The organism is Streptomyces sp. NBC_01363, assembly GCF_026340595.1.
Taxonomy (GTDB): Bacteria; Actinomycetota; Actinomycetes; order Streptomycetales; family Streptomycetaceae; genus Streptomyces.
On record NZ_JAPEPF010000001.1, the window covers coordinates 4,754,441 to 4,780,660 of the forward strand.

Annotated in this window: 19 protein-coding genes and 2 pseudogenes; 5 read left to right on the forward strand and 16 right to left on the reverse strand. The window is 70.0% G+C overall.

Features of this window, described 5'->3' with window-relative positions; genetic code table 11:
- The first annotated feature begins 104 nt into the window (after positions 1-104).
- Positions 105-1,271 carry an exonuclease SbcCD subunit D gene (locus OG611_RS21595; protein WP_266422596.1) on the forward strand — a complete coding sequence of 389 codons (1,167 nt, stop codon included), beginning with the start codon at positions 105-107 and terminating at the stop codon, positions 1,269-1,271.
- On the forward strand, positions 1,268-4,432 hold the full coding sequence (locus tag OG611_RS21600; RefSeq protein WP_266422598.1) for an SMC family ATPase: 3,165 nt from the start codon (positions 1,268-1,270) through the stop codon (positions 4,430-4,432). Before OG611_RS21595 ends, OG611_RS21600 begins: the two co-directional genes overlap by 4 nt.
- Here OG611_RS21600 and OG611_RS21605 read toward each other — a convergent pair.
- Positions 4,422-4,868, reverse strand: coding sequence for an Lrp/AsnC family transcriptional regulator (locus OG611_RS21605; RefSeq protein ID WP_266422599.1), 447 nt, complete (start codon positions 4,866-4,868; stop codon positions 4,422-4,424). The genes OG611_RS21600 and OG611_RS21605 overlap by 11 nt on opposite strands.
- A 94-nt stretch (positions 4,869-4,962) precedes the next feature.
- Here OG611_RS21605 and OG611_RS21610 point away from each other — a divergent pair.
- A pseudogene (locus OG611_RS21610) lies at positions 4,963-5,133 on the forward strand (rhodanese-like domain-containing protein); the annotation flags it as partial.
- A 381-nt stretch (positions 5,134-5,514) separates the two neighbouring features.
- On the opposite strand, the gene OG611_RS21615 reads toward OG611_RS21610, so the two are convergent.
- From OG611_RS21615 to OG611_RS21655, 9 genes are all read right to left on the reverse strand, one after another.
- Positions 5,515-6,774, reverse strand: a complete 1,260-nt coding sequence (locus OG611_RS21615; RefSeq protein ID WP_266422601.1) for an MFS transporter — start codon at positions 6,772-6,774, stop codon at positions 5,515-5,517.
- Between the two features lie 398 nt (positions 6,775-7,172).
- Positions 7,173-7,682: a GNAT family N-acetyltransferase gene (locus OG611_RS21620; protein WP_266426088.1), complete on the reverse strand. Its 510-nt coding sequence runs from the start codon at positions 7,680-7,682 to the stop codon at positions 7,173-7,175.
- A gap of 71 nt (positions 7,683-7,753) precedes the next feature.
- Positions 7,754-8,188 (reverse strand): hypothetical protein, encoded by a 435-nt coding sequence (locus OG611_RS21625; protein WP_266422602.1) that lies wholly within the window; start codon positions 8,186-8,188, stop codon positions 7,754-7,756.
- Positions 8,185-8,595, reverse strand: coding sequence for a hypothetical protein (locus tag OG611_RS21630; RefSeq protein ID WP_266422604.1), 411 nt, complete (start codon positions 8,593-8,595; stop codon positions 8,185-8,187). The genes OG611_RS21625 and OG611_RS21630 overlap by 4 nt, the downstream gene beginning before the upstream one ends.
- Positions 8,596-8,744: 149 nt before the next feature.
- Entirely contained in the window at positions 8,745-9,290 is a 546-nt protein-coding gene (locus OG611_RS21635; RefSeq protein ID WP_266422606.1) for a GNAT family N-acetyltransferase, read from the reverse strand.
- 41 nt (positions 9,291-9,331) lie between these two features.
- Positions 9,332-11,752, reverse strand: coding sequence for a site-specific integrase (locus OG611_RS21640; RefSeq protein ID WP_266422609.1), 2,421 nt, complete (start codon positions 11,750-11,752; stop codon positions 9,332-9,334).
- On the reverse strand, positions 11,749-12,099 hold the full coding sequence (locus tag OG611_RS21645) for a helix-turn-helix transcriptional regulator (protein ID WP_266422611.1): 351 nt from the start codon (positions 12,097-12,099) through the stop codon (positions 11,749-11,751). Before OG611_RS21645 ends, OG611_RS21640 begins: the two co-directional genes overlap by 4 nt.
- A 16-nt stretch (positions 12,100-12,115) precedes the next feature.
- Positions 12,116-13,219, reverse strand: a complete 1,104-nt coding sequence (locus OG611_RS21650) for a tyrosine-type recombinase/integrase (RefSeq protein ID WP_266422614.1) — start codon at positions 13,217-13,219, stop codon at positions 12,116-12,118.
- A gap of 65 nt (positions 13,220-13,284) precedes the next feature.
- On the reverse strand, positions 13,285-14,661 hold the full coding sequence (locus OG611_RS21655; protein ID WP_266422616.1) for a site-specific integrase: 1,377 nt from the start codon (positions 14,659-14,661) through the stop codon (positions 13,285-13,287).
- Positions 14,662-14,786: 125 nt separating this feature from the next.
- On the opposite strand from OG611_RS21655, the pseudogene OG611_RS21660 reads away from it, so the two are divergent.
- Positions 14,787-15,110 (forward strand): annotated as a pseudogene (locus tag OG611_RS21660) (rhodanese-like domain-containing protein); the annotation flags it as partial.
- A 111-nt stretch (positions 15,111-15,221) separates the two neighbouring features.
- Here the strand turns inward: OG611_RS21660 and OG611_RS21665 are convergent.
- Positions 15,222-16,907, reverse strand: coding sequence for a DUF885 domain-containing protein (locus OG611_RS21665; protein WP_266422618.1), 1,686 nt, complete (start codon positions 16,905-16,907; stop codon positions 15,222-15,224).
- Positions 16,908-16,955: 48 nt separating this feature from the next.
- Complete coding sequence (locus OG611_RS21670) at positions 16,956-17,453, reverse strand: Lrp/AsnC family transcriptional regulator (protein ID WP_266422620.1); 498 nt, start codon at positions 17,451-17,453, stop codon at positions 16,956-16,958.
- 59 nt (positions 17,454-17,512) lie between these two features.
- On the opposite strand from OG611_RS21670, the gene OG611_RS21675 reads away from it, so the two are divergent.
- Positions 17,513-18,736, forward strand: coding sequence for a PLP-dependent aspartate aminotransferase family protein (locus OG611_RS21675; protein WP_266422622.1), 1,224 nt, complete (start codon positions 17,513-17,515; stop codon positions 18,734-18,736).
- Here the strand turns inward: OG611_RS21675 and OG611_RS21680 are convergent.
- From OG611_RS21680 to OG611_RS21695, 4 genes are all read right to left on the reverse strand, one after another.
- On the reverse strand, positions 18,704-20,143 hold the full coding sequence (locus tag OG611_RS21680; protein WP_266422624.1) for a GNAT family N-acetyltransferase: 1,440 nt from the start codon (positions 20,141-20,143) through the stop codon (positions 18,704-18,706). The two genes, OG611_RS21675 and OG611_RS21680, sit on opposite strands and share 33 nt — an antisense overlap.
- A 335-nt stretch (positions 20,144-20,478) precedes the next feature.
- The gene (locus OG611_RS21685; protein WP_266422627.1) at positions 20,479-23,151 is read right to left on the reverse strand and encodes a DUF6493 family protein; all 2,673 of its coding nucleotides are present in this window, start codon (positions 23,149-23,151) and stop codon (positions 20,479-20,481) included.
- On the reverse strand, positions 23,148-24,521 hold the full coding sequence (locus OG611_RS21690; RefSeq protein ID WP_266422630.1) for an SWIM zinc finger family protein: 1,374 nt from the start codon (positions 24,519-24,521) through the stop codon (positions 23,148-23,150). The genes OG611_RS21685 and OG611_RS21690 overlap by 4 nt, the downstream gene beginning before the upstream one ends.
- 74 nt (positions 24,522-24,595) lie before the next feature.
- On the reverse strand, positions 24,596-26,176 hold the full coding sequence (locus tag OG611_RS21695) for an alkaline phosphatase (protein ID WP_266422633.1): 1,581 nt from the start codon (positions 26,174-26,176) through the stop codon (positions 24,596-24,598).
- Positions 26,177-26,220 lie beyond the last annotated feature (44 nt).

A 26,220-nucleotide genomic window follows, 5' to 3' on the forward strand; every position in this document is an offset into this window, starting at 1 on the left:
GGCCCGGACGCGGTCGGCGGTGATGCGAGACTGTGAGGGGTGAGGAAAGAGGGGCTCACCACTCGGGGGCGGAGGAAGAGAACAATGCGGGTCGGAGCCGGGTCTTGAGAATTCTGCACACATCGGACTGGCACCTGGGGCGCTCGTTCCACCGGGTCTCCCTGCTCGAAGCCCAGGCCGCCTACCTGGACCACCTGGTGACGACGGTGCACGAGCACGAGGTGGACGCGGTCCTCGTCGCGGGTGATGTGTACGACAGGGCCGTTCCGCCGCTGTCCGCCGTCGCGCTCTTCGACGACGCGCTGCACCGGCTCGCCGCCGCCGGAGTGCCCACCGTGATGATCTCCGGGAACCATGACTCGGCACGCAGGCTGGGCGTCGGCGCAGGGCTGATCGGGCGGGCCGGGATCCATCTGCGGACCGACCCCGCCGACTGCGCCACCCCCGTCGTCCTGCGGGACGCGCACGGTGAGGTGGCGTTCTACGGGCTGCCCTACCTGGAACCGGCCCTGGTGAAGGACGTCTTCAAGGCGGAGCGCGCCGGGCACGAAGCGGTGCTGACCGCCGCCATGGAGCGGGTACGCGCAGATCTGGCGGCACGCCCGGACAGCACCCGGTCCGTGGTGCTCGCCCATGCCTTCGTCGCGGGCGGGGAGCCCAGCGACAGCGAGCGCGACATCACCGTCGGCGGGGTGGCTGCCGTGCCCGCCGGAGTCTTCGACGGCGTCGACTACGTGGCGCTGGGCCATCTGCACGGCTGCCAGACCGTCACCGAACGCGTCCGCTACTCCGGCTCGCCGCTCGCGTACTCCTTCTCCGAGGTCGACCACCGCAAGACGATGTGGCTGATCGACCTCGACACCTCGGGCACGGTCACCGCCGAACGCCTCGACTGCCCGGTGCCCCGCCCCCTCGCCCGGCTCCGCGGCCGCCTCGACGAGCTCGTCGAGGACCCCGCGCTGGAGCGGCACCGGGACTCCTGGATCGAGGCCACCCTCACCGACCCGGTGCGCCCGGTCGAGCCGATGGCCCGGCTCGTCGAGCGGTTCCCGCACACACTCAGCCTCGTATTCGAACCCGACCGGGCCCCCGACGACCCGCTCGCCTCGTACGCACAGCGCCTCAAGGGGCGCGACGACCAGCAGATCGCCGAGGACTTCGTGGCACATGTGCGCGGCGGCTCCGCAGCCGACGAACAGGAACGAACGGTGCTGCGCGGCGCCTTCGACCACGTCCGGGTGGACGACGGCGTGCGCGAGGTGAACCGTTGAGACTCCACCGGCTCACCATCACCGCCTTCGGACCGTTCGGCACCACCCAGGAGATCGACTTCGACGCCCTCGCGTCTGCCGGGCTCTTCCTCCTGCACGGGCCGACCGGCGCCGGGAAGACCTCGGTCCTCGACGCGGTCTGCTACGGCCTGTACGGCGCGGTGCCCGGTGCCCGCCAGAGCCCCGGCACCTCCCTGCGCAGCGACCACGCACCGGCGGATCTCGTCACCGAGGTCGAGCTGGAACTGACCGTCGGCGGCCGGCGCCTCGAAATCACCCGGAGCCCCGCACAGCCCCGCCCGAAGAAGAAGGGCAGCGGCTTCACGACGGAGAAGGCCCAGAGCCGGCTGCGCGAGTACGACCCCGACGACGGCTGGCGGCCGCTCAGCCGCTCGCACCAGGAGATCGGCGAGGAGATCACCCAGCTCATCGGGATGAGCCGGGAACAGTTCTGCCAAGTGGTGCTCCTGCCGCAGGGCGACTTCGCACGCTTCCTGCGCGCCGATGCCGAGGCACGCGGCAGACTCCTCGGCAGGCTCTTCGACACCCACCGTTTCGCCGCCGTCGAGGAGCGCCTGGCCGAACTGCGCCGTACCGCCGAAACCAGGGTCGCGGCCGCGGACGAACGTGTTCTCGCGGTGGCCCAGCGGATCGCCCAGGCCGCCGGACCCGCCGCCCGTGAATCGCCGTTCCCCGACCTCCAGCCCGGCGAACCGGGGCTCGCCGAAGGCGTGCTGGAGTGGGCCGCGACGGCCCGCAGCGGCGCCCGCGAACGGCTCGACATCGCCGCCTGTGTCCTCGCCATGGCCGAAGGCCGGCAGTCGGCCGCCCGCCTGGCCCTCGACAGCGAACGCGAACTCGCCGCACTCCAGCAGCGGTACGAGGAGACGCGGCGCCGCGCCGCCGCACTCGAAGCCCGCCGCCCCGACCGCGACCGGCACCACGAACGTCTCGCACGGGCCCGCAAGGCGGATCTCGTCGCGCCCGCTCTGGACCTGCGCGAGGAGGCCGAGCGCGCGTACCGCACGGCCTGCCGGGACCGTGACCACGCCCGTGCGGTGCTGCCCGGCACCCTGGCCGACGCCGGTGCCGAACAACTGGCGGAGCTGGAGCGACGGCTCCGCCAGGAGCTCGGCGGGCTCGACGCCGCGAAGCGTGCCGAGCGCCGCAGCGCACAGATCGACACCGAGCGGGCCGGACTGGATCGGCAGGCCAGGGCCGACGACGAGCTGATCCGCGAAGCAGAACTCTGGCTCGCCGACTGGGAGTCCACCCGCGACGGCCTGCGGGCACGCGTCGAGGCGGCCCAGGAGGCCGCCACCCGTGCCGAACAGCTCGCCGGCCGGCTGGAGCCCGCCCGTGCGCGGCTGGACGCGGCCCGCCGCCGCGACGCGCTCGCTGCCCAGGTGTCGGCCGCCGCCGAGCGGCTGGCCGCGGCCCGCGAGCGCGCCGCCGCGGCCCATGAGTCGTGGCTGGAGCTTCGCGAGCGACGACTGCGTGACATCGCGGCGGAACTGGCGGCGGAGCTGGTGGACGGCGAGGACTGCAAGGTCTGCGGTTCGGCCGACCACCCCAAGCCGGCCCGCACGGCAGATGGACATGTCGACAAGGCCGCCGAGGAGCGGGCCCTCGACGCCCACCGGCGCGCCGAGGAGGCGCGTACGCGGGCGGACCGGGAGCTCGGAGTCGTACGCGAGCAGCACACCGCCGCCCGCGCGGCCGCGCAGTCGGCGGTGCCGCAGCCGAGGGACGGGGCCGATGCCGCCGATCCGGCCGCGTCCCGATGCGTGACCGGGAGCGCCACCGTCGGATCGGCCGGGCCGACGCCGGCGGCAGGGACCGGGGCGGTCGCCGCCGGCCCGGTCGGGACCGGGCCCGATGCCGACCCCACCGTCGCCGAACTCGGTGCGCTCGTCGACCGGCTGACGGGCATGCACGCCGAGGCGTACCGCACCGCAGCCGACATGCACGCCGCGCGTGAGGCCCTCGCAGCCGCCGAGCGGGAACAGGCCGAACGTCTCGACGGACGGCAGCTCGCCGAACGCCGGGCCGCGGCCCGCACCTCCCTGCGTGAGGGCCTGGACCGTGAGCAGGCCTCGCTGGAGGCCGAGTTGGTGACCGCTCGCGGCGAGTCCGGCAGCGTGGCCGAACACTCCGCACTCCTGGAGCGCCGGGTCGCTCTGCTCGCCGCCGCCGCCGAGGCGGTACGGGAGGAGGAGCTGGCCGCACAGCGCCGCAAGGAGGCCGACGACCGGCTCGCGGACGCCGCGTTCCGGTCAGGGTTCGACACCCCTCAGGCCGCGGCCGAGGCACTCCTCGGCGATGCCGGGCAGCGCGAACTCCAGCAGCTCGTCGACGCCTGGCAGTCCGAGGCGGCGGCGGTGGCCGACCGTCTGGCGGAGACGGACACCCGTGCCGCAGCCGACCGCCCGCAGGCCGCGGTGGGGCTCGCGCAGGCCGCGCACGACACGGCCGAGCGGTCGCTGCGGAACGCCTCGGCCGCGCTGGCCGCCGCGCGCGAACGCTGCGCCGAACTCGGCAGGCTCTCGCGCGGCGCCGCGGACGAGGTGCGCGGACTCGGACCGCTGCGCGAGGAGTACGACCGGGTGGCACGGCTGGCCGGGCTCACCGCGGGCACCTCCGCGGACAACGAACGCAAGATGCGACTGGAGTCGTACGTGCTCGCCGCCCGGCTCGAACAGGTCGCCGCCGCAGCCACCGCACGGCTGCAGCGCATGTCGTCCGGCCGCTACACGCTGGTCCACTCCGACGCCCGCACCGGAGGCCGCAGATCGGGCCTCGGACTGCATGTCGTCGATGCCTGGACCGGCCGCGAGCGCGACACGGCGACGCTCTCGGGCGGCGAGACGTTCTTCGCCTCCCTCGCCCTCGCACTCGGCCTGGCCGACGTTGTCACCGACGAGGCGGGCGGTGTACGGCTGGACACCCTCTTCATCGACGAGGGTTTCGGCAGCCTGGACGACCAGACCCTCGACGAGGTGCTCGACGTACTGGACTCGTTGCGCGAGCGGGACCGCAGTGTCGGCATCGTCAGCCATGTGGCCGACCTGCGCCGCCGCGTCCCCGCACAGCTCGAAGTGGTGAAGGAGCGGCACGGCTCGGCGGTACGGCACCGCACCACCGGTGAGTTCAGCGGCTGATGGCGCGGCGGGGGAGCGGCGAGGAGTAGACGACGCTCGTGGTCACCGAGCCGAGGGCGCCGATCCTCCCCGAGACCTCCTCCAGGTGACTCATCGAGCGGGCGGTGACCTTCAGTACGAAGCAGTCGTCACCGGTGACATGGTGGGCCTCCACGATCTCCGGAGTCGTGTCGAGCAGATCGTGGAACGGCTTGTAATGGCCGTTCGGGTAACGCAGCCGTACGAGGGCGAGGATCGGCAGCCCGAGCCGCTCCGGGTCGACCACGGCTGCGTAGCCGCTGATCACCCCGTCCTCCTCCAGCCTGCGCACCCGCTCGGTCACGGCGCTCGGGGACATCGCCACCACGCGCGCCGGCTCGGCGAACGACGCCCGCCCCTCGCGTTGCAGGACATCGAGGATGCGCCAGTCGGTGGCGTCCGGGGAATAGTCGGTCATGCTCGGGAGACAACAGGGAATGCCCGGCAGATCAAGCGCTGTGCCGGGGATCTCGTCTTTCGGGAGGCGGATCACCGGCCGTAGATTTCCGGGCATGACATCGCAGCCCACCGCCACCGCGGCCCACCCCGTCCTTCGTGTGCCACCGGCCTCCCCGGCGGTGGCCGCCGCCTACTTCGGCGCCTCCCTCGCCTTCCACGCGGACGTCTCCGATGTCGCCGCCGCGTTCGCGGCCGACGGCGATCCTGGCTTCGTGCTCCTGGACACCGTTATCCGGGCAGATCCCTTTCTCACCAGGCATGTTGCCTCTGGGACATTGCAGCAGACATTCACTCAATCGAGGGCGTCCGGAGTGGGTGGCTTTATCGAGCAGTAGTGACGTCGCCTGTCGATGGGCTTGGGAGGCACCCCGAACCACGGTTGGGTGATGTTGATGAGTTTGGGAGGCACGGCGGCTCTTGCCAGGGCAGCATTGGGATGCTCTTGGTGAAAGGTGCTGGTCATGCCGCAGATGCCGAAGGGCACCCTCACAAGATTTGCACCCAAGTAACTTCGGCCTAGTTGCCAGTTATGGGCCCGCAGGCGCGCCGCGCTCGCTGGCGGCGGCCCGGCTGCCGCCGATCTGGCAGGTCGATCGATCCGGAGGTCATGGGGTGGCGGCTCGCCACGCGGGATGCAATGCGGGATAGAGGCTGACCAGGAGATAGCCAGCCGCGATCACGAGCAAAGCCGTGGTGAGGCTGGTCATAGTGACCAGCAGGCCAGCGCCGAAAATGCCCACCGGCACCGCGGCCACAACCGAGGCCATGATCGCGCCGGACACGCGTCCCCGGAGCTCCGAGGGAATACGGCTGAACTGGACAGCGGTCAACAGCGGGTTCACAGGTCCAGCAGCGATGCCGGCGAGAGCCATAGTGACGACAAGCGTGAGAGTTCCGGGCAGCGCAGCGATGACGAAGAACTTCGGGGCCCCGGAAATCAGCAACGCGCCGGTCAGGATTATGTGCCGGGGGAACCGATGCCCAACTGCACCGAACAGGACCGCGCCCGCCAGGGCGCCGGCGCCGAAGGCAGCGACCGAAAGCCCCAGGGCGAGCGGGTTGTCGAGCACCTGCTTGGCCAAGGTGGGCAGCAGTACGGTGAACAGGGCGTTGTCGGCCATGTTGGCGAACATGAACACCACGAGGATCCGGGGAAGCAACGTGTCCTTGCGGATGAACCGCAGCCCTTCGGTGAGCTCCGCGAAGTACCGTGACGTGCCTTTCGACAGGTGCGGAGCCTTGCGAGGCGATGCTCGGGGCACAGTCAGTCCCACGATCAGGGCCGATACCAGGAAGCTGGCCGCGTCCATGTACAGCACAAGGATTGGCCCGAGAGCTGCGAGGAGCACGCCGCCGAGTAATCCGCCGGTGAGCTGGGCGAGACGCATCACTGTCTCGTGCGCGCTCATCGCCCGTTCCAGCCGCATACCGCTGGCTTCGGCCAGGTCGGGCACGAGGGAGCGGCGGGCTGTTGTGCCTGGAACGTCGAGCATCGAGCCAGCGAACGTGAGGACCAGCAACAGCCAGAACGACAGGTGGCCCAGCATGTGCAGGACCGGGATCGCGGCCACCGTCATGCCGCTGGCCAGGTCGGCATGGACACTGCTGCGGATGAACCCTATGCGGTCCACCAGGGGGCCGCCGAAGATCCCGGCCAGCACCACAGGAATGAAGTAGGCGACACCGCTCAGTCCGGCCCGTGCGGGATCACCGGTGGTGGCCAGCACGAACCAGGGAATCGCGATCAGGGCGATCCGGTTTCCCGCGCTCGACACCGCCTCGGCTGCCAAGACAGCGCCAAGCGCTCGCCCTGCCACAGCCGTTGACGTGCCTGAAGAAGTCACCTGGTTGGGCAGGTCGGGCACCAGCAGGTCCTCTCGTCGTACGGCATGCAGACGACGATCACGCTAGCCAGGAGCGCGGACACCCATGCCTGAATGCGGGACTTCGGCCGGAACCCTGCCTCGCCCGACGAAGATGACACCGCCCCGGTGGTGAGCCCGAAACAGCACGAGGACCTCGGCGATCAGACCGCCGGGTCCTGCTATCCCTTTCGGCCGTATCTCGGCGTACCTCTACGGACACCCTCCGCCCCGTCACAGCGAATAGTTGACTGGCTCGGGTAGCTACGGGCAGTGCCATCATTACTCGTCAACAAGCCGGGGCGGGTTGATCACCAACTGCCGTCGGAACCCGTGCACAAGTGCGTCACCAGACATCAACGAATCCAGAGTGTGCGAGTCAATGCCGACGGAAGGCATTTTCATGCCAGGTCAGTGCGGGGGGTGATGACCCAGTGGTTGCTCCGCAGAACTCGGTCGGCGAACGTGACGTTGCGTTCGCCGAGGAGACGAAATCCGAGTGACCTGCAGATGCCGTTGGATGCGGCGTTACTCGTCGCGGGGAACGCATGCACGACTTCCCAGCGGTTTTCGTCTCGGGCTTGTTCGAGGAGGGCGCGGGTCGCGCGCTTGCCGAAGCCACGTCCTTGGAATTCGGGCAGGACCATCCATCCGATCTCCGAGATGGGTCCCTCGTCGGTGTCGTGCGACCAGATGGTCACGGAGCCAGCCACCACTGCGGGGATATGGGGATCAGGAATGATCATTTTGATCCATGAGAGATCGGCGGCTGCCTCCTTGGCGTCGCGGTGAACCTTGTCCTCCATACCGTTGGGCGGTAGTGGTCCGCCGAGGTCGGTCATCATGACGGGGTCGCACCGCATCCGGATATAGGCGTCCACGTCGTTCGGTGTGACGTTGCGCAACTGCATTTGGTCCTCCTTGCCGCACCCGAGATAGTCACATGATGTGAAGTAATTGCCGTCAGTGTTGCTGATCCTGCTCATGTGGCCTGAACCGGCTCCTGTCCCGGCGGAGCTGTCAAGGGGCGAAGATTGCTGTGTCGTGCGAGTTCCGCCCGCAACCGTTCGTTGTCGAGGGTGAGGGCTTGGACGCATTGGGCGAGCGTGTCGACCGAGCGTCGAAGGTCGGTGATCTCCTCGTGGCGAGCTCGACGTACTTCGCGGAGTTCACCCTGTAGTTCGCGGATGCGTTCGCGAAGGGTGGCCGGGACGTCGGGGCTGCTGGAACGTTCGTCGACGCGCTGCCGGAAGAGTTCCAGGACCTCGCTGGCCCGGTAGGCGCTGGCCCGGGAGATGCCCGCTTCGCGGGCCAGGGCGGCGACGGTGAGGCTGCCGTCGCTGCGCTGCGGGGTGTCGGCCAGAAGCCGGTCCATGGCCTCGATCAGGGCCGAGCGGACGGTGGGGGTGACACTCATCGGGTGGGCTCCTCGTTCTGGTCACGCATGCGCCGCATCTGGTCGACCTGCTGGTGCAGTGCAGTCTTCTGCAGGCCTGTCGGGCGGCGGATGGTCAGCAGTTGCCGGGCGTCGTCGATGACCTTGTCGATCGCGGGGCGGTGCTGCGGCAGCACGCAGGAATTCGGGCACTTCGCCGGCTGGCAGTGGTTCATCACCGGCTTCGTGTCCGGGCCAGCGGCTGGGCGGCGCAAGAGGCAGAGAGCGGTCGACGCCTCGAAGTAGCAGTCGTTGAGGACGCCCGGGTAGTAGGCGCGGGCCGGGTTGGCGAGCATGGCCCGTAGCCGGGCGGCATCGACGGTGCGGCCGGGGAAGTCGCCGAGCTCGTCGCGAATGCGGGTGAACTCCGCGGTCAGCCTGGGCGGCATCCGGACTCCGTCCTTGAAGTCTTCATACTGGTCGAGGAAATGCTCCAGTCGGGCCAGCTGTTGTTCGCTTTCGACCTCGTTGCGGAAGCCGGAGACCGAGCTGCCTAATGGTGGAGTCGGGTATTGGAACTCTCGGAATGCCCCTGCAATCAGAGGGGATCGAGGAGCATCAGGACCTCGTCCCGGGTGTCGTCGGGCGTGAAGCGGAGTGCCCCGGGCCAGCGACCAACCTCGCGCCATCCGAGTCGACTGTAGAAGTCCTCCAGTCCCTCGCTTCCGCGGGCCGCGAGATGCATCTGTTCGAGACCCAGCTCGTCGCGGGCGATCTTTCGCAGCTCACGCATGAGGGCGGAGCCGACTCCGCGACCGCGAAAGTCAGGGTGGGTTTGAAGGTGGTTAACCGTGCCCCAGTGTCCGACGAGCCGGTAGGGATCACGGTTGAGGACGACCCATCCAGCAAGAACGCCGTCGAATCTGGCGGTGATGAGACGGCTGTGCTGTGGGTGGAGGCGGCCGAGGAGCTTGTCCGTGACCGGCGCGACCTCGTCGTCCCAGACCGGCGGGAACGGGAACCCCGCAGCACCGCCCGAGTTGGTGACCGCGATCCAGCAGTCGATCAGCTGGCGTCGGAGTTCGGGGGTGACCTCGTGGGCGTCGGTGACCTGGGCGAGGTCAGGCATGCTTTCGTGCGTCATGAGAAAGAGCATGTCAGCGGGGACTGACATCGGTGCATGGGTCAGGTTGTCGAGTTCCGGCGGCTGATCTCGGCGGCGTAGGCGGCCCAGTCTCCGGCGGCGGCTCGCTGCCATTTGACCGCGACGGTGATGTCGATGCCGAGGGTGCGAGCAAGGACCGCGGCGGGCAGTTCGGTGGCGAGCTGGAACAGCGCGGTCGAGCGGGCCTCCGCGAGCCGGATGCCGAGTTTGCGGAGCCGTTCGCCCATGGCCCAGGCACTGATCGGGCGGCCGGGCTGGCCTCCAGGGAAGAGCCAGGGTGAGGCCGTGCGGCCGAGGACAGCATGGCTGCGGCGACTCTCGGCTTGTCGGAGGGCCAGTTCCGCAACGAGTGCGGGTAGCTCGACGGGAACCGCGCCGAAGCGGATGCGGACGGCTCCCTCCGTCTCCTCGATGTGGTCGACGGTGAGCCGGGAGATCGCTGCGGGCCACTGGGCATAGAGAAGCAACAACAGGCCGGCCAGACGGTCTTCGGGCTTGAGGGTCTCGTCGTGCAGCAGGCGTCGGGCGGTGGCCCAGCGGGCCTCGTCGTCCATCGGCTGGGAGGGGCCGTTCCATCGCTCGGCCGGGAAGCTGAGATCGCGGGTGATCTTCTGGGAGCGGGCCCAGCGCACGAAGTGGCCTGCCTCTCGACGGAGGCGGACATCGTCGCTGGTCATCCAGTGTTCGAGGTCGGCTTGTCGGCAGGTGGCAAGGGTCAGGCTCTGTTCCTCGAGCCAGTCCATGAGATAGACGGCCGCCCGCAGATGTTGCCGCGCGACCGCGAGTTGGGAGTGCGTGATTTCGTTGCCGCGGCTGCGTCGGCGGAGCCGCCGCAAGAGGTGCCAAGTCGCGTACCGGTGCAGGATTTTCCGTCCCTCGGCCGTCGCGTGGGAGGTGACGAGGCCTTTCACATGGCGTTCGAGCCGGACCATCTGCTCATCCCGCTTGGGCAGGGCTTCGGTGGCGACGAGAACACTGCGGATGTGCTCGATGACCTTGCCTTCGGGGAGTTCGTCCAGGGCCTCGTGGGTGAGGGGGCGGCGGCCGGAGCCGAGATCGGAAAGGACGGTGGAGACGATGCCCTTGGAGAGCCAGCTCATCGCGGTGGCCGCGCGTTCGGAGCTGGCCAGAGCGTCGTGGAGGGGCTGCAGCTTCGGGGGGATGGAGCTGGTGTTGTCGGTGAGGAGCTCGTGGAGCCGCTGCTTGAGGGTGCAGCGAGGGCACGGTCCTGGCGCGTGTAGCCGTTCGGCTTGTCCGCAGGTGGGACAGGGGCGCCAGAGCTCGGCGTCGGGTGTGGTGCAGGGGCCGCAGACGGGGGTGTCGGCGGTGCCGGAGTGGATGCCGCGGAGCCGTCCGCAGACGGTGCAGTGGACCTGGCGCTGTCGGCAGCCGCCGCAGCGGGGCAGGCCAGTGAGCTTCGAGAGCGTGCAGGGTGCGGTGTGGCCGCAGATCGAGCAGAGCACTATGGGCAGGGGACGGCAGTTCGGGCAGATGGGACCGTCGGCGGTGCGGGAGTTGACCATGCGTGACTTGCCGCAGACGATGCAGATCTCCAGGTTGGCCGGATCGGTGATCAGGCAGTTCGGACACAGCGGTCGCCCCTGGTCGTCGCGGGTGGCCGGCTCACGCCGAGCGCCGCAGCGTACGCATTCTTCAATGCGGGACTTGGCGATGCAGTTGCGGCAGACCCGCTGCCCGTCGAGCGGCTTGTCGATGCGGACCACCCGATGGCAGCGAGGGCAGGCGGGCCGGGCGATCCCGGCGACACCGGCCTCGTGCAGCAGGTCAATGAACCTCAGGATGGCGCGGTGCGGCGCCAGATAGCCCTCCCCGGTCAGCAGACGAGGGTTCTCCTCCAAGGCCCAGACCACTCGCTGCCGATAGTGGGGACGGTGCGGTGCCGTCCGCCGCAGGGCCTCGGCGACCACGTCACGGTCGGCGCCCGGAGCGATCGCGGCGATCAGCGCATGAACGACCGTGACGGGATCACGGTCGTCGGTGTCAGGACACATCGAACAACGCGGCAGGCCCTTGCGGTCCCGGAAGCCGATGCGTCGGACGTTTCCGCAGGCAGTGCACTCGGCGGTCTCCTGCCCGCAGACTCCGCAGTACCAGTCCTGGCCCTTGCGTTGGAGAGTTCGCAGCTTCTTGCCGCACTCGGCGCAGACCGGGGGCGCGACCGCCGAGGCGCCGGCCTTGCGGAGCTCGATGAGCAGATCGCCGATGGCCCGGGGCGCCGGGGACCGGCCGTCGGTCAGGACCGCGGGCCGTATCGCCAGGGCCTTGGCCAGGCTCCGTGACTTCGCGCGGCCACCCGCGACCGCGGTGACCACAGCCTGGATCGTCTTGATGCCGAGTTCCTTCTCGACGTCGGCGACGAGGTCCGTGATCAAACTGACTGGGTCTGTGACGGCTCGGTCGAGCTGGTCGGCCGTGGTCATGAGCGGTCAATACCCTTGATCCGTGCTCGCTTTGGCCGTAGTCCGCCGAGTCCCTCCGCATCGGGCGCCGAGCCGCCGACCGCGGCCTTCTTCGGCTTCTTCACGGTCCCGGCCGCCGCGATGGGCTCGATGAGGTCGTCCATGGTGCAGTCGAGGATGTCGAGCAGGGCCATGAGGATCTTCAGGCTCAGTCGCTCGGGTCGCTCGACGACGAGCCGGTAGACCTGGCTGGAGGACAGGGTGATGCCGCGTTCGGCGAGTGCGGGGAGGAGGTCGGTGGTGGAGAACATCCCGCGGTCGGCCATGACTTTGCGCAGGTGCCAGTGGTAGTCGAGCTTGGCGGCCATCGCCGGATCCCTCCTGTCAGGCCCCGGCGAACGCCGGGGCCAGTGCCTTGTGCAGGGAAGTGTTCATGAAGTCGTCGCTGACGTGCGTGTAGATGGCCAGGGAGCTGTCGCACTCGTGGCCGACCTGCTGCTGGATGAAGCGCCGGTCCACCCCGTCCTCGGTCAGATGCGTGACGTATGAGTGGCGAAGTCCGTGCGGGGTCAACTCTTTGGGCAGCCCCAGGGCGTCCCGGTATGCCTCGAACCGGTCGTTGATCGAGCCGGGCTGCAGACGGCCACCGCGCTCGGTGATCCACAGGGCCGGATGATCGGGGAATCCGAAGCGGGGGCGGACGTTCTCGACGTAGTCGGCGACCGCTTCGACGGCCCAGTCCATCACCGACAGCACGTTCCGCCGTCGTGGCGGCTGGCCCTTCTTCGCCTTGCCGTAGCGGACGTTGAGCGTGCCGTACCGGCCGAACTGCCGGGCCTGCGGGTTGCGTCCAAAGTCGACCACGTCGAGCTTGGAGGTCTCGGTCCGGCGTAGGCCCCACCCGTAGATCACCTTGAACAACGTGGCGTCGCGGTAGGCCGCCAAGGCGCCCTTGCGTTTCGCCCGTACCGCTCGTTCGACCTGGTCGTCGGCGTAGTCGAGGAAGAGCTGCAACTCTTCCCGCGTGAAGGGCCTCGCCTCCGGGTCGCCTTCGTAATCCTGCAGGTGAGGCAGGGTATTCCACTCATGGCAGATCGCCACCGGAAAGGTGCCGAAGGCTTCCTCACATGCCGGACCCCAGCCGTAGCGGGCGTCGATGAGGAGCTCGGTGAACAGCCGGACAATGCCCTGGTAGCTGCGAATCGTCGACGGCGCCAAGTGCTTCTCGCTCGTCAACGACGCCGACCACTCGTCCAGGTGGGCGGGCGTCCATCGCCACGGGTACTCGTTCGTGAAGTCCAGGAACCGGCGGATCAGCCGTTCCCTCGGGTCGATCGTCTCGTCCTTCAGCCCTCGCGACTTCTGCTGAGCACGCCAGCCTCGCAGCATCGCGTCGAACATCGCGTCCTCGGGACGCAGCTGGACCACCCCGGAGACGAGCTCCATGTGGGCCGCCCCGGCCAGGAGCACCTTGCGCTGATGCACCACTCCAGACCATCCCTTCTGGAGGGCAGATCATGCATCAGAAGGGCTCTACTCGGCAACACCCCTGCTCAGACGGCCAGTTCATAGACTCCACGGACTCCTGCCGATTCCTGTCGTGACCAGGTGACCTGCGACTTCTCGCCCGTCTGATGCAATTCCCGAGGGTTCAGATAAACGTAGGTCGAGCTGATGTGGGCATGCCCCAACAATCGCTGCAGAATCCGCAGCGGGTCCCCCATCACCCGCTGGTAGGCGGCCATCCGCAGATCCGCCTCTCCCGACCGCATGGCCGTGATCTGCCCGCGGACCAGCTGAGTGAGCATGTGGACGGCGAACGTATGGCGACAGGTATGGGGTGAGGCTTCCACTGGCATCCCGGCCAACGCCGTGCGCTCGCAAGCCCGCGTGAACGCGTACTCCCACGAATTGAGCGCCATCGGCGTGCCCCGCTCGCTCACCCATAGGGCCAGTGGACCCAGACGCCTCCCAGAACTGTCGACCTCCACCAGCCGCATCCGCTCCTGCGGCGACAATTCTGCCCACCGCACCGAGACCCAGCGGCCGGACGCCGCCCGCACCCGACCGCCCAGCGGTCCCGGTTCGCAGACCTCGATCCGCTGCCGTCCCGGCCAGCCCCCGCGTTCTGTAGCGCGCGCGAGTGATACCGCTCGCTCCACTTCCGCGTACTCCGTCACCCGCCGCAGCACCCGCACCGGCACCCAGACCGCCCGTCCGCGGTCCCCCTTGGTCGTCAGCACGGCCAGGTCCAGCCGCGCGGAACGCTCCTCGTCCAGCGGTCGCAGCCTGGCCAGCTCAGGCAGAAGCAGGCTGCCGCCCTCCTCCAGCCGCGCCCCAGTGGCCACCAGCAGGTCCGCGAACGCCGCGTTTCTTTCCCCGCAGCGGACCCGGCAGGCTGCATGCTCCGAACCATCCGGCCGCAGCCCGCGCAGCCCAACGTTCCGAAAGACGCGGTAGCGCTCCAGGGACAGGAACTTCACCGAACCGCCCCCAGCCCCCTTCTCCTTTGCCTCCGCGACCAGCCGGCCACGCGCCCGCCCCGCAACGGCCACCTCCCGGTAGCCGAACGGCGCGGCCACCACCAGGCGCTCGTCCAGCGCCCACCGGTAGAACTTGTCCAACGCCGCCGCCGAGCGGTTCCACGTCTTCGCCGTCACCCGAAAGGGAGCCCGCGACAGACGACGGGCCGCGTAGAAAGCGTCGAAGTCCACCCGCGTCGCGTCCCACACCGACCGGCCTCGCGTCTCCCGCAGGAACCGCCCCCACGTTGCCAGGTCGCGGGCGTAACCCTCCCAGCTATTCGCCGAACGACAGCCAAGTGTCGGCAAGGCCCGAAGGAATCGGTTCAGGTTCATGTCGTACGAGCCATCGACGTCGAGGATGAACGCCATCCCCTCACGTACAGGCTCCCGGTCCAGAACCGCCATCAAGTCCGTACGCGAGCCTGCCTCCTGTAGCAGATCCCGCTGAGTGAAAAAGAGCTCCATAGCTCGCGGACAGTAGTGGAACCAACACACCCAGTGCGTCACTGAGGCGCCGTCAAACTGCCCGGATAAACTCGCGCTCCACCGAGTCCTGGAACCAGGGACATGTCCCCGGCGCGGTCCACCTGCCCACCGCGCTCATCGCCGAGCAGGCCGGGAACCTTCTCGACCCGGCCGTGCCCGTGGTCACGTACTGCTGGGGCCCCGGCTGCAACGGTGCGACGCGTGCCGCGCTCGCCCTCGCCGAACTCGGCTACCAGGTGAAGGAGATGCTCGGCGGCTTCGAGTACTGGGTGCGCGAGGGCTTCGAGTTCGAGACCCGGGAGGGGCGTGGGCGGCGCGGCGCGGACCCGCTCACCGCACCGGTCGACTCCGACGACTGCGGCTGCTGACCGCCCCGGCCGTCGCGACCGGCTGGGCCGTTCCGGCCGCGAAGGCGCTCGGCGACCGGGCTCATGGCGTGAACCGAGCCCGGTCGCCGCGGTATCGCGCGGGGTGTCCGGTCAGAGCTTGGACAGCTCGTCGACGAGATCGTCGAGTCCCAGCGGACCCTGCGACAGGGCGGCCATGTGCCAGGCCTTGGCGTCGAACGCGTCACCGTGCGCCTTGCGGGCGTTTTCCCGGCCCAGCAGCCAGGCACGCTCGCCCAGCTTGTAGCCGATGGCCTGTCCCGGCATCGAGAGATAACGCGTCAGTTCGCTCTCCACGAAGTCGGCGGGCCGGCCGCTGTGGTTGCCGAAGAACTCCTGGGCCAGATCGGGGGTCCAGCGCTCGCCGGGGTGGAACGGGGAGTCCGCCGGGATCTCCATCTCCGCGTGCATGCCGATGTCCACGATCACCCGGCAGGCCCGCATCATCTGCGCGTCCAGATAGCCGAGGCGGCGCTCCGCGTCCGGCAGGAAGCCCAGCTCGTCCATGAGCCGCTCCGCGTACAGCGCCCAGCCCTCGGCGTTGGCGCTGACGCCACCGATCGACGCCTGGTAGCGGGACAGGCTGTCGGCGACATGCGTCCACTGGGCGATCTGGAGGTGGTGGCCCGGCACACCCTCGTGATACCAGGTCGACACCAGGTCGTACACCGGGAAACGGGTCTCGCCCATGGTGGGCAGCCAGGTGCGGCCGGGGCGCGAGAAGTCCTCGGAGGGGCCCGTGTAGTACGGGGCCGCGGCGCCGCCGGGCGGGGCGATGCGGGACTCCACCTTCCGTACGCGCTCGGCGAGTTCGAAGTGCGTCCCGTCGAGCGCCTCGATCGCCTCGTCCATCAGGCTCTGCAGCCAGGCCTGGACCTCGTCGACGCCCTCGATGTGCTTGCCGTGCACATCGAGATGGGCCAGCGCCTCCCAGGGGCCGGCGCCGGGCAGTACCTTCTCGGCCTCGGTCCTCATTTCGGCGAGCAGCCGGTGATACTCGGACCAGCCGTAGGCGTACGCCTCGTCGAGATCCAGGTCGGTGCCGTTGAAGTAGCGCGACCAGCGGGCGTACCGCTCGCGGCCCACCGTGTCCGGCGCACCCTCGACCGCGGGGGCGTACACATCGCGCATCCAGTCCCGGAGCGCCACGACCGACTCCGTGGCCTGCCGGGCGCCCTCGTCCAGACCGGCACGCAGACCCGCGGGTCCCGCGGCCACGAACTCCTGGAAGAAGCCCGGACCGCCGTCCCCCGCCCACTCGTCGAGCTGGCCGATGAAGGTGGCGGTGGCGCGCGGCCCGCCGTACAGCTTGCGCTCCAGGCCGAGTGCGAGCGACTCTCGGTAGCCCTCCAGCGCGGCGGGAACCGCGCGCAGCCGGTCCACGACCGCCGCCCAGTCCTCGTCGGTCTCGGTCGGCGTCACCGTGAACACCTCACGGACGTTGTGCGCCGGGGAGAACAGATTGGAGACCTTGCGCAGCCCCTCATCGGCCTCATGAACGGCGAGTTCCGCCGTGAGGCGCTCGCGCAGGAGGCGGCCGCAGCGGCGCTCGGCATCGCTGTCCGCGCCGGGCAGTTGTTCGGCGGCATCGAGCTTCACCAGGGTGGTGCGGGCCAGCTCGGCAAGAGCCTCCTGCCCGGCGGGGGAGAAGTCGGGAAGGCGGCGCGAGCTCTCCGCGACACCGAGATAGGTGCCGGCGATCGGGTCGAGTTCGATGAATGCGTCGACGTAGGTGTCGGCGACCTGGCGGGGCAGCGCGCTGCTGGATGTGTCTGACATGCGGACATCCTCGTACGGCGGAGGCCTCCGCGTCATCATTATTCGGCCTCAGTGGCCCGACTCCGCCGATTCTCCGGACGGCGGCAGCAGCGGCCCGCACTCCCACTGCTGGAGTATCAGCCTGGTCTCGACCCTCGCCACCTCGCGGCGCGAGGTGAATTCGTCCAGTACCAGGCGTTGCAGATCGGCCGTGTCCGTGACCGCAACATGCACCAGATAGTCGTCCGGGCCGGTCAGATGGAACAGCGCGCGGGACTCCGGCAATGTCCTGATGCGTTCGACGAACGGGCCGATGAGCTCTCTGCGGTGCGGCCGGACCTGTACGGAGAGCAGCGCCTCCAGACCACGGCCGAGCCGTGCCGGGTCCAGACGCAGCTGGTGGCCGAGAATGACGCCTGACCGGCGCAGCCTGGTCACCCGGTCCAGGCAGGTCGACGGTGCGACGCCGACCTTGGCGGCCAGCTCGCGGTAGGTGGTTCGGGAATCGTTCTGCAGCAGCCGCAGAATGTGCAGATCCACCGGGTCAAGAGCGACAGAATCGGCCATCTGTCGAACGTAGCACGGGAGATGGCCCAGTGGATCCGGTGTTTGTTCAGAGTGGTGGCATGGACACTGAATCCTTGACGGCTCCCCCGACGACACCCCGGTCCAGGGCGCTGGCCACCGAAGCCGTGCACGCGGGCCGCGACGATCTCGCGGCCCTCGGACTGCACGCCCCGCCGATCGATCTGTCCACCACCTACCCCTCGTACGACTCCAGGGGCGAGGCGGAGCGGATCGACAACTTCGCCGCCACCGGCGCCCGGCTCGAAGGGCCGCCGGTCTACTCGCGGTTGGACAACCCGACGACGGCCCGGTTCGAGACCGCCCTCGCCCGGCTCGAAGGGACCGGGAGCGCCGTGTCGTTCGCCAGCGGAATGGCGGCGCTCACCGCCGTGCTGCTGGTCCGCGCCGGCATGGGACTGCGCCATGTGGTCGCCGTCCGGCCGCTCTACGGCTGCAGCGACCATCTGCTCGGCGCCGGGCTGCTGGGCACGGAGGTGACCTGGACCGACCCGGCGGGCATCGCGGAGGCGATCCGGCCGGACACCGGTCTGGTGATGGTGGAGACGCCCGCCAACCCGACGCTCGCCGAGGTCGACATCCGCGCGATCGCACACTCCTGCGGCTCCGTGCCGCTGCTCGTCGACAACACCTTCGCCACCCCGGTGCTCCAGCGGCCCGTCGAGCACGGTGCTCGGATCGTGCTGCACAGCGCCACCAAGTACCTCGGCGGGCACGGCGATGTGATGGGCGGGGTCGTCGCCTGCGACGAGGAGTTCGCGGCCCGCCTGCGGCAGGTGCGTTTCGCCACCGGCGGGGTGCTGCATCCGATGGCCGGGTATCTGCTGCTGCGGGGCCTGTCCACGCTTCCGGTACGGGTACGGGCGGCGTCCGCGAGCGCCGCCGAACTGTCCCGCAGGCTGACCGCCGATCCGCGCATCGCCAGGGTCCACTACCCGAAGCTGGGCGGGGCGATGGTCTCGTTCGAGGTGTACGGGGATCCGCACCGGGTGATCTCGGCCGTGCGGCTCATCACGCCCGCGGTGAGCCTGGGCAGCGTGGACTCACTGATCCAGCATCCGGCCTCCATCAGCCACCGCATCGTGGATGAGGGAGACCGGCAGGCCTCCGGCGTCGGGGACCGGCTGCTGCGCATGTCGGTCGGTCTGGAGGACGTCGAGGACCTGTGGGCCGATCTGTGCCAGGCGCTGAGCTCGCCGGAGGCCGGACGGGAGTCCTCCGTGTCCGGGGAGTCAGCGACCGGCCTGCTCGTACGGGGGCAGTGAACGGACCGGCGTCGCGTCCAGCCGGGCGGTGATGACCAGGGTGCCCTCCTCGATCTGGTAGTCCAACGGCAGGGACAGCGCGCGCATGGCCGCGACCATGCCGGTGTTGGACGACTGGGTAACGGCGTAGACGCTCTCGCAGCCCGCCTCGATGGCGAGTGCCACCAGGCGGCTCAGCAGCTCGGAGCCGATGCCACGGCGCTGCCAGTCGTCCTCGACGAGGAGGGCGACCTCGGTCTCGTCGCCGTCCCAGAGGAGGTGGCCGAGGGCGACCAGTCGGCCCGAGGCCGTCTGCACGGCCAGTGTGCGGCCGAATCGAGGACTCAGCAGGTGGTCCAGGTAGCGGTCGGCGTCGTGGACCGGCCCGTGGTACCGCAGCCGCAGCGTCTGCTCGGAGCAGCGGTCGTGCATCGCACGTGCTGCTCCGAGGTCGCTGCCGTCCGCGCGGCGGACGGTGATCTCGTTGCCCTCGGGCAGGGTGAGCACGTGCTCGCTGCGTGGGACGCGGGGGCCGAGCCGGGCATCGAGCTCGACCAGGGCACGCGCCCGCGCGAACTCGGTCGGCGTGAACGGAAGATAGGGCCGCTCGATCGTGATGGCACCTCCGGACGGGTCGCGCAGCCGCATCACCGTCTCCTCCAGCACTCCTTCGACGGGCGTGAGCTCACCGGTCGCGCGGCCGGTGATCGAGGCGGCGGGCAGCGAGTGGATGGTGCACCGCCCGAGCAACTGTCGCAGCGCTAGGGGGAGTTCGGCCGCGTCCAGGGCGGTGCGGGTGGCGAGGCCGAGGACGCGCGTCGGGGCGTCGACCAGATCGTGCGTGTCGGCCCGCTCGATCCAGGTCGAACTGCCCCCGGCGGCGGAGATCGCCCGGCTCAGCTGCTGGGCCGGGAGCGGGGCGGGCGCGCGCAGCAGGAATTCGTCGACCGTGCCGTGGGCCAGCGGGTGCGTCTGCAGGGTGAGGATGTCGACCCGGTGCCGGGCGAGGGCGCCGCACAGCACCGCCAGACTGCCGGGGGTGTCCCGCACCGTGGTCCGCATCCGCCACAGCACCGTGCCCTCGGGGGACGGGCCCGCAGCGGTGGGCGTGCTCAGCAACGCGGTCGTGGCGGCGTCGGCGCGGTGGGCCGGGACCGCGCCGACGCCGTCTCCCTCGGCTGGGAGGTCGGAGCCGGTCGGCGGCGGGGCGTGGCTGTGCCGCCGCGCCCACCAGGTGTGGAACCCGGCCGTCACCGCCAGGGCCACGGCCGAGGCGATCAGCAGGTACGGTCCGTCCGGCTGGTGCCCGATCAGGTTCGCGATGGCGTCGGCCACCGCGACCGCGGTGAACAGCGCGGCCAGCTCGGTCACGTCCCGCCGCCAGTGGTGGGAGCGACGGGCAGTCTTCGCGGATGTCACATCAGTCATGGATTCACTCTGACCGAGCGTTGTTGCCTGATCACGAACATTCTGTGACTGATGGGTTAAGTGTGGATCTAGTCCGTTATCACTCACCTTCGGTGTATTGGCGACCTGCTCGATCGCATGACCGCCCCGTGTGCCCGATCGCTCGCCCGAACTGTGTGCTTGATCGCCTGCCCGGTCTGTGTGTCCGATGCGTCCGCCTGATCGTGCCTGCTCTCGCGGTGCGGCGGCTCCCGCCCTCCCGGCCTGGTCCCGGGCCGGACAGGAGCTGCCGCACCGTCGGCCCGATCGCTGCGAGCCGGCAGAACCCGCGGGTCACACCACGATGTCCTGGGCCTTCACGTCTGCCCCAGGCCCCGCTCCCAGGCGGCTTGCAGGCGTACCGCCTGGCGTACCAACTGCGACGATCCGCCGCGCGCGGCCGTTTCGGCGAGCCCGGGTATCGCCTCGCCACCGCCCACCGCACCACAGTGTTCCGCGCAGTCGGCGGCCACGGAGAGCAGGTCGCTCAGACCACGCGTCCCCTTCTTGTTCGCCAGGAGTCCGGGCAGAACGGGGACCAGTACGGACAGCACCGTCCGGTATGCGCCCGTCGCGGCCGCGGTACGGGCGGAGTCCGCGAGGCGGGTGGGTTTCACCAGCCTGTGATCGAGGAGGATCGCCAACTGCTCGCCGAGCGACGTCGTGTCCAGCCGTTGCTGGGCCGCGAGTATCAGCAAGGCGTCCACCGCCGACAGCCGGTCCTCCGGATACCGGGCGCCCAGCCCGTACCCCACGGCCAGATGGATGGCCTCGGCGGCAGACCCACCCAGTTCGACCAGGCCGAGGAGCGGCCGCGCTGCATCCTTCAGCTCATCGGTGGCACACGTCGCCATGGCCGGCAGCAGCCACGCGGCCAGTGTCTCGCTGTCCTCGGGCAGGGTGGCGAGCCAGGAATCCGGGTGGTCGTTCCCGTGGTCGCAGGTGCGATGACGCGGGGTATGGGCGCATCCCAGCCAGTGGAAGGAGCGCGGGAACTCCCGCTGAATGAACGGGTGTTCATCACTCGCCATCAGGATGTTCCGGGTCCAGTCGGCAGGCTGCCGCTCCACCCAGCCGCGGGCGGTGGATTCCTGTCGTTCCAGATCGAAGCGGTATACGGTCGCGAGCGGTCGGTCGGCCCGCAGCCAGGCCGCCAGCCGGTCACCTTCCGGAGTGCCGAGCCGGTCGGCCGCCTCGGCCGCCTCGTGCTGACCGTCGCGCCGCACCCGCAGCAGGGCCTGGGCGAAGTCGGCTTCCCCGGGCCGGACTCCGAGCTGCTGATACGTGCGCAGCCGCTCGATCAGCACGGCAGGGTCGAGCGAGCCGGTGTGCCAGGTCGGGAAGGCCAGCAGGAATGGTGTGCTGCCGGTCAGCATCGCGTCGGCGGCTTCCCACAGCCGGGCCTTCAGCACACCCTTGAGCGCGGCATGGACACAGACACTGCTGACGGACCAGGCCGCACGCCCTACATGCACCGCCTGAATCGGAACCAGTCCGAGCAGCACGGCCACGACCAGGGTGATTCCGGCCTCCGAGCGGAGCCGCTGCTCGACCCTCTTCTGCGATTCGTCGACGAGCCACCAACTGCCGGCCAAGGCGTCCCGCAGCGCCTCGGTCAACGCCGGACGGTCGGTGTGGGCGTGACGGACCAGCCCGTCCAGTGCCCGCTCGAAGGCGGTGACATCCCGTGATGCGGATCTCGCCAGGACCACCACCTCCTCGACGAGCTCGGGCAGCGTCGCCGGTGCCGGTTCGACGCGCCGCAGGACGGGGGCGGACGGCAGGAGCTCCACGTACGGCTCCGCCGCCGTAATGTCGTCCATCAGGTCGCCGAACGCCTCGGCCGCCGCCGTACGGAGTGCCGGACCCAGCAGCGGGGCCGACAGAGCGGTTTCCTCTCGCACCGCCGCGTCGACGGCGGGCAGATGCCGTGCGACGATTTTGAGTGCCCGCTCCTGGATGTCGATGTCGGCGTGCCCGAATGTCTCGGCGACGACGGGCAGGAGTTCGTCGGCCGCCGACGGGTCGCGGCGCAGCGTCTTGCCGATCAGCACCAGTTGGGCACGGACGAGCTTCTTCTCCGGGCGGAACAGCAGGGAACCCGAGACCTCCGCCAGGGACCGCACGGGCAGTTCGCCGTGCCCGTCCAGCCGGGCGAGCACCTCCTGGGCGTGCCCGGCCACGGTGGAGATCCCGTCCGCCGCCATGGCGGCCCAGTCCGCCACCCGCTCCGCCTCCTCCTCGCGGGTCAGCGCGAGCTGACGCAATACGGTGAGGAAGAACCGCAGTTCGCCGGGCCTTCCGCCGCGGATCAGCCGGGCTACGCAACCGTCGACGAGCGAAGCCCGCTCCAGCAGACCCTCGTCCGCGAGGACGGCGAGCGCCACATGCCATCGGCTCTGGTCGTCCGGTTCGTCGAACCAGAGCATCTGCGACGGCAGCTCCGCCACCTCGAAGAGCCGCGGTACGAGCACGGTGACATACGGGTCCGCGCGGAGGACGTCGGCCAGCGGTCGCCTCTTCTGCTGCCACTGCGAGGCCGAGACCGCTTCGGCCCAGCCCCGTACGAAGCCGTCGGTGGTGGGAACGGGGCACCGCGAGGTCTTCACCAGCCCGGTGATCAGCTCATAGGCGGTCTCCGCCGTCCCGGGACGGGCCGCCAGCCGGTGCGCGACGTCACCGAGCCACTCGGGGTCACGGTCCGCGAGGACGCTCAGGAGCATCGGGTAGGGAGGCCGTGACCAGATCTGCAGGTCCCGGCTGCCGATCCAGGCGGCGCAGCCCGCGGCTCCCGTGTGACATCCGGCGCCCGCTACCAGCAGGGCCTTGCGGATCCTGTCCTGTTTCTCCCAGGGCCAACTCCGCGCCTCCTTGCGCAGCTCCTTCAGCTCCGCCAGCGCCGACCTGCGTCCCGCCCGGTCCAGCCCGGACAGCAGGGCCGGCACGTCCAGCCTGCGTGCCTCGCGTACGGCAGCGAGCAGCTCCTTCATCGCGCACCCCCGGCAACCGGCGCGCCGCGACGGACCATTCGGACGGCCAGGGCGTGCTTGCACGGGCCCCGACGCCCGCGGTAGTCCGCCCACCACTGACAGGTGCAGCTCAGCATGCCGTCCGTCTCCCTCACTTGATAGCGGCGGTCTCCCGAGGCCACGGCTGCTGTCTCCCCGTCGAGCACGACCGCCCCCGAGCCGGCCAGCTGCCGGGCCGCCACCAGACGCGGATTGTGCCGTTCGGCCCGGTCGGCGTCGTACGGCAGCTCGCGGTGGAAGTAAGACGCGTCGGCAAGGTCGTAGCCGACCCGGCCCGCCGTCCCCAGCCGGGTGAGCGCGGTCCTCACGCGTTCCACCGGGAGCCCCGACTGCTCCGCCAGGTCGGCGGGATCGATCCGCGGCTCCCAGGCCAGCAGCACGGACACCAGTTCCGCATCGGCCGCGGCATCGTCGGTGGCCAGCGCTTCGAGCACGCCGCCCTCGCCGGAGAAGCCGCGCGAGACATCGGGCGAGAGCGTCAGGGTGAGGCGCATGCCCGGCAGCACCACCTCCCATGCGCTCGCGGTCGCCGCCCCGTCGGCCACCGGTCCGTACACCCGCAGCGAGGCGGCATGGCGCAGCACCCGCTGCAGCACCATCAGACGCTCGGGGCCCGGCAGACACACCGCCCCCGCCACCGGACGTGTCGTCGGACGGAGCGTCTTCCCGGCCGGGACCACCCACTGGGCGCCCCGCGAGGCCTTCTGGGTCGAACGCGGCAGCGAACGCAGGAACCGGACGGCCTCGGCCGCCGACAGCTCGGCCCGCAGATCGAAACCCGCGGACACCACCTGCGCCTCCGCGAAGCCACGCAGCCAACGGTCGGGCAGGAGTACCTTCTTCTCCACGACCGGACCGTCCAGCGTGGTGACGGCCATCTCGTCCGGGCCGACCCGCATGTGCAGCGGATCGTCGCCCGCTATCCGCGAGAGCGCCTCCCGCAGCGGATTGTTGACATCCACATTCGTGGTGCCATGGTCCGTCCGCGCACCGTCCAGCCCTTCCTGGAGCACATCGAGACGTGCGTACACCCCGCAGCAGCCGGAGAACGACTCGAAACGCAAGCGGTCGCCGTTGCCCGTCACCACCGGGTCGAGGGACGAGGGCAGGGTGGGGCGGTAGTAACGCGCGGACGCCACGTCCGCCACGGCCAGCAGACCTCGGGCGGCGATCCTCGGCGAGGTGAGAAAGCCGGAGAAGAACCGGGGGTGCGGCTCGGTGCCCCGCGGGGTGAGACCACCGGAGGTCTCCAGACCGAGGAGCTGCCCCGCCCGTGAGGAATCCAGGGCGGACGGGCGTGAGTAGGCCAATGCCTGAACGGATCGGGTCATGGAAAAACCGTAGATCCCACCACTGACAATCGGCCCCCGGCCATCGCCCGGGGGGCCGATCGCCGGGCGTCGGTTCACTGCCCGACGCGCCCCGGCTGCAGTACCTTGCTGAACAGGACGGAACCGCCCTGTGCCCGCAGCCGCACGGTCAACTCACCGCTGTCGCCGTCGATGTCGACCTCGCCGAAGTACTGCGGCGACTCCATCGGCGACACGTTCGCCCGGTCGGGCGCCCGCACGAAGACCCGGTCCGGACCGAACGTCGCGTCGAGCGCGTTCGCCTGGAACTGACCTGCGGCCAGCGGCCCCGACACGAATTCCCAGAACGGCGCGAAGTCCTTGAACACCGCACGCTCGGGCTCGTAGTGCTGCGCCGACGTGTAGTGCACATCCGCCGTCAGCCAGACCGTGCCGGTGATCCGGCGGTGCTTGATGTACCTCAGCAGTTCCGCGATCTGCAGCTCACGGCCGAGCGGGGCTCCGGGATCGCCCTGCGCGACCGCCTCGAAGTCCGTCGCACCATCGGTGACCACGAGTCCCAACGGCATGTCCGCGGCGATCACCTTCCACACCGCGCGGGACCGGGACAGCTCGTGCTTGAGCCACTTGAGCTGCTCCGCACCGAGGATGCCCGTCGTGTCGTCGGGCTGCCGGCCGGGCGAGTTGGCATTGCGGAAGGACCGCATGTCGAGGACGAACACATCGAGCAGGGGACCGTGGCGCACCACGCGGTGCATCCGGCCCTCCCCGGACCGGGCATGCAGCGTGGAGACCGGGAAGTACTCGCGGAACGCCCGCATCGAACGGGCCGCGAGCACATCCACGTTCTTCTCGGTGTACCGGGCATCGTCGAGGATCTGCCCGGGATACCAGTTGTTGCGCACCTCGTGGTCGTCCCACTGAACGATCGAAGGGACCTGGGCGTTGAACTCACGGAGGTTGCGATCGAGCAGGTTGTAGCGGAAGTTGCCGCGGTACTCGGCGAGGGTCTCGGCGACCTTCGCCTTCTCCTCGGTGGTGACATTGCGCCAGACCCGCCCGTCCGGCAGCGTCACGCTCGGCTCGATCACCCCGTCCGCGTAGATGTTGTCACCACTGCAGAGGAAGAAGTCCGGATCGAGGCGGCGCATCTCGTCGTACACCGCGTAGCCGCCGATGTCCGGGTTGATGCCCCAGCCCTGCCCCGCTATGTCGCCCGACCACAGGAACCGCACCCCGTCCCGGCGCCGGGCGGGCGCCGTCCGGAAGGTTCCGTGCACCGGCTCCCCGGTGCGGCGGGGGTCCTGGGGATCGGCGAGTGTCACCCGGTAGTGCACCTGCTCGCCCGGCGGCAGCCCGTACAGCGGTGTCGTCCCGGTGAAGTCGGTGCCGGTACCGACGAGCGGACCATGCCATGTGTGGGCCCGCCGGAACGACTCCGTGGCCGATGTCTCCACGATCATCCGGGCCGGTCGGTCCGACCGCACCCAGACCAGCGCCGAGGACGAGGTGACGTCGCCCACCTGCACGCCCCACGCCGCGCGCGGCCGGCCGGACAGGGCGAAGGCGGGGGCCGCGGCGCCCGCCGCGGGGAGCGTGAGCGCGGCCGACACGGCGAGCGAACCGCGCAGCACACTGCGGCGCGCGGGGGACGGAATTCGCGGACGGTTCGACATCGAGGCGCCTCCGGGGCAGTGGTCAGCGGGACGAACGGGTGGGG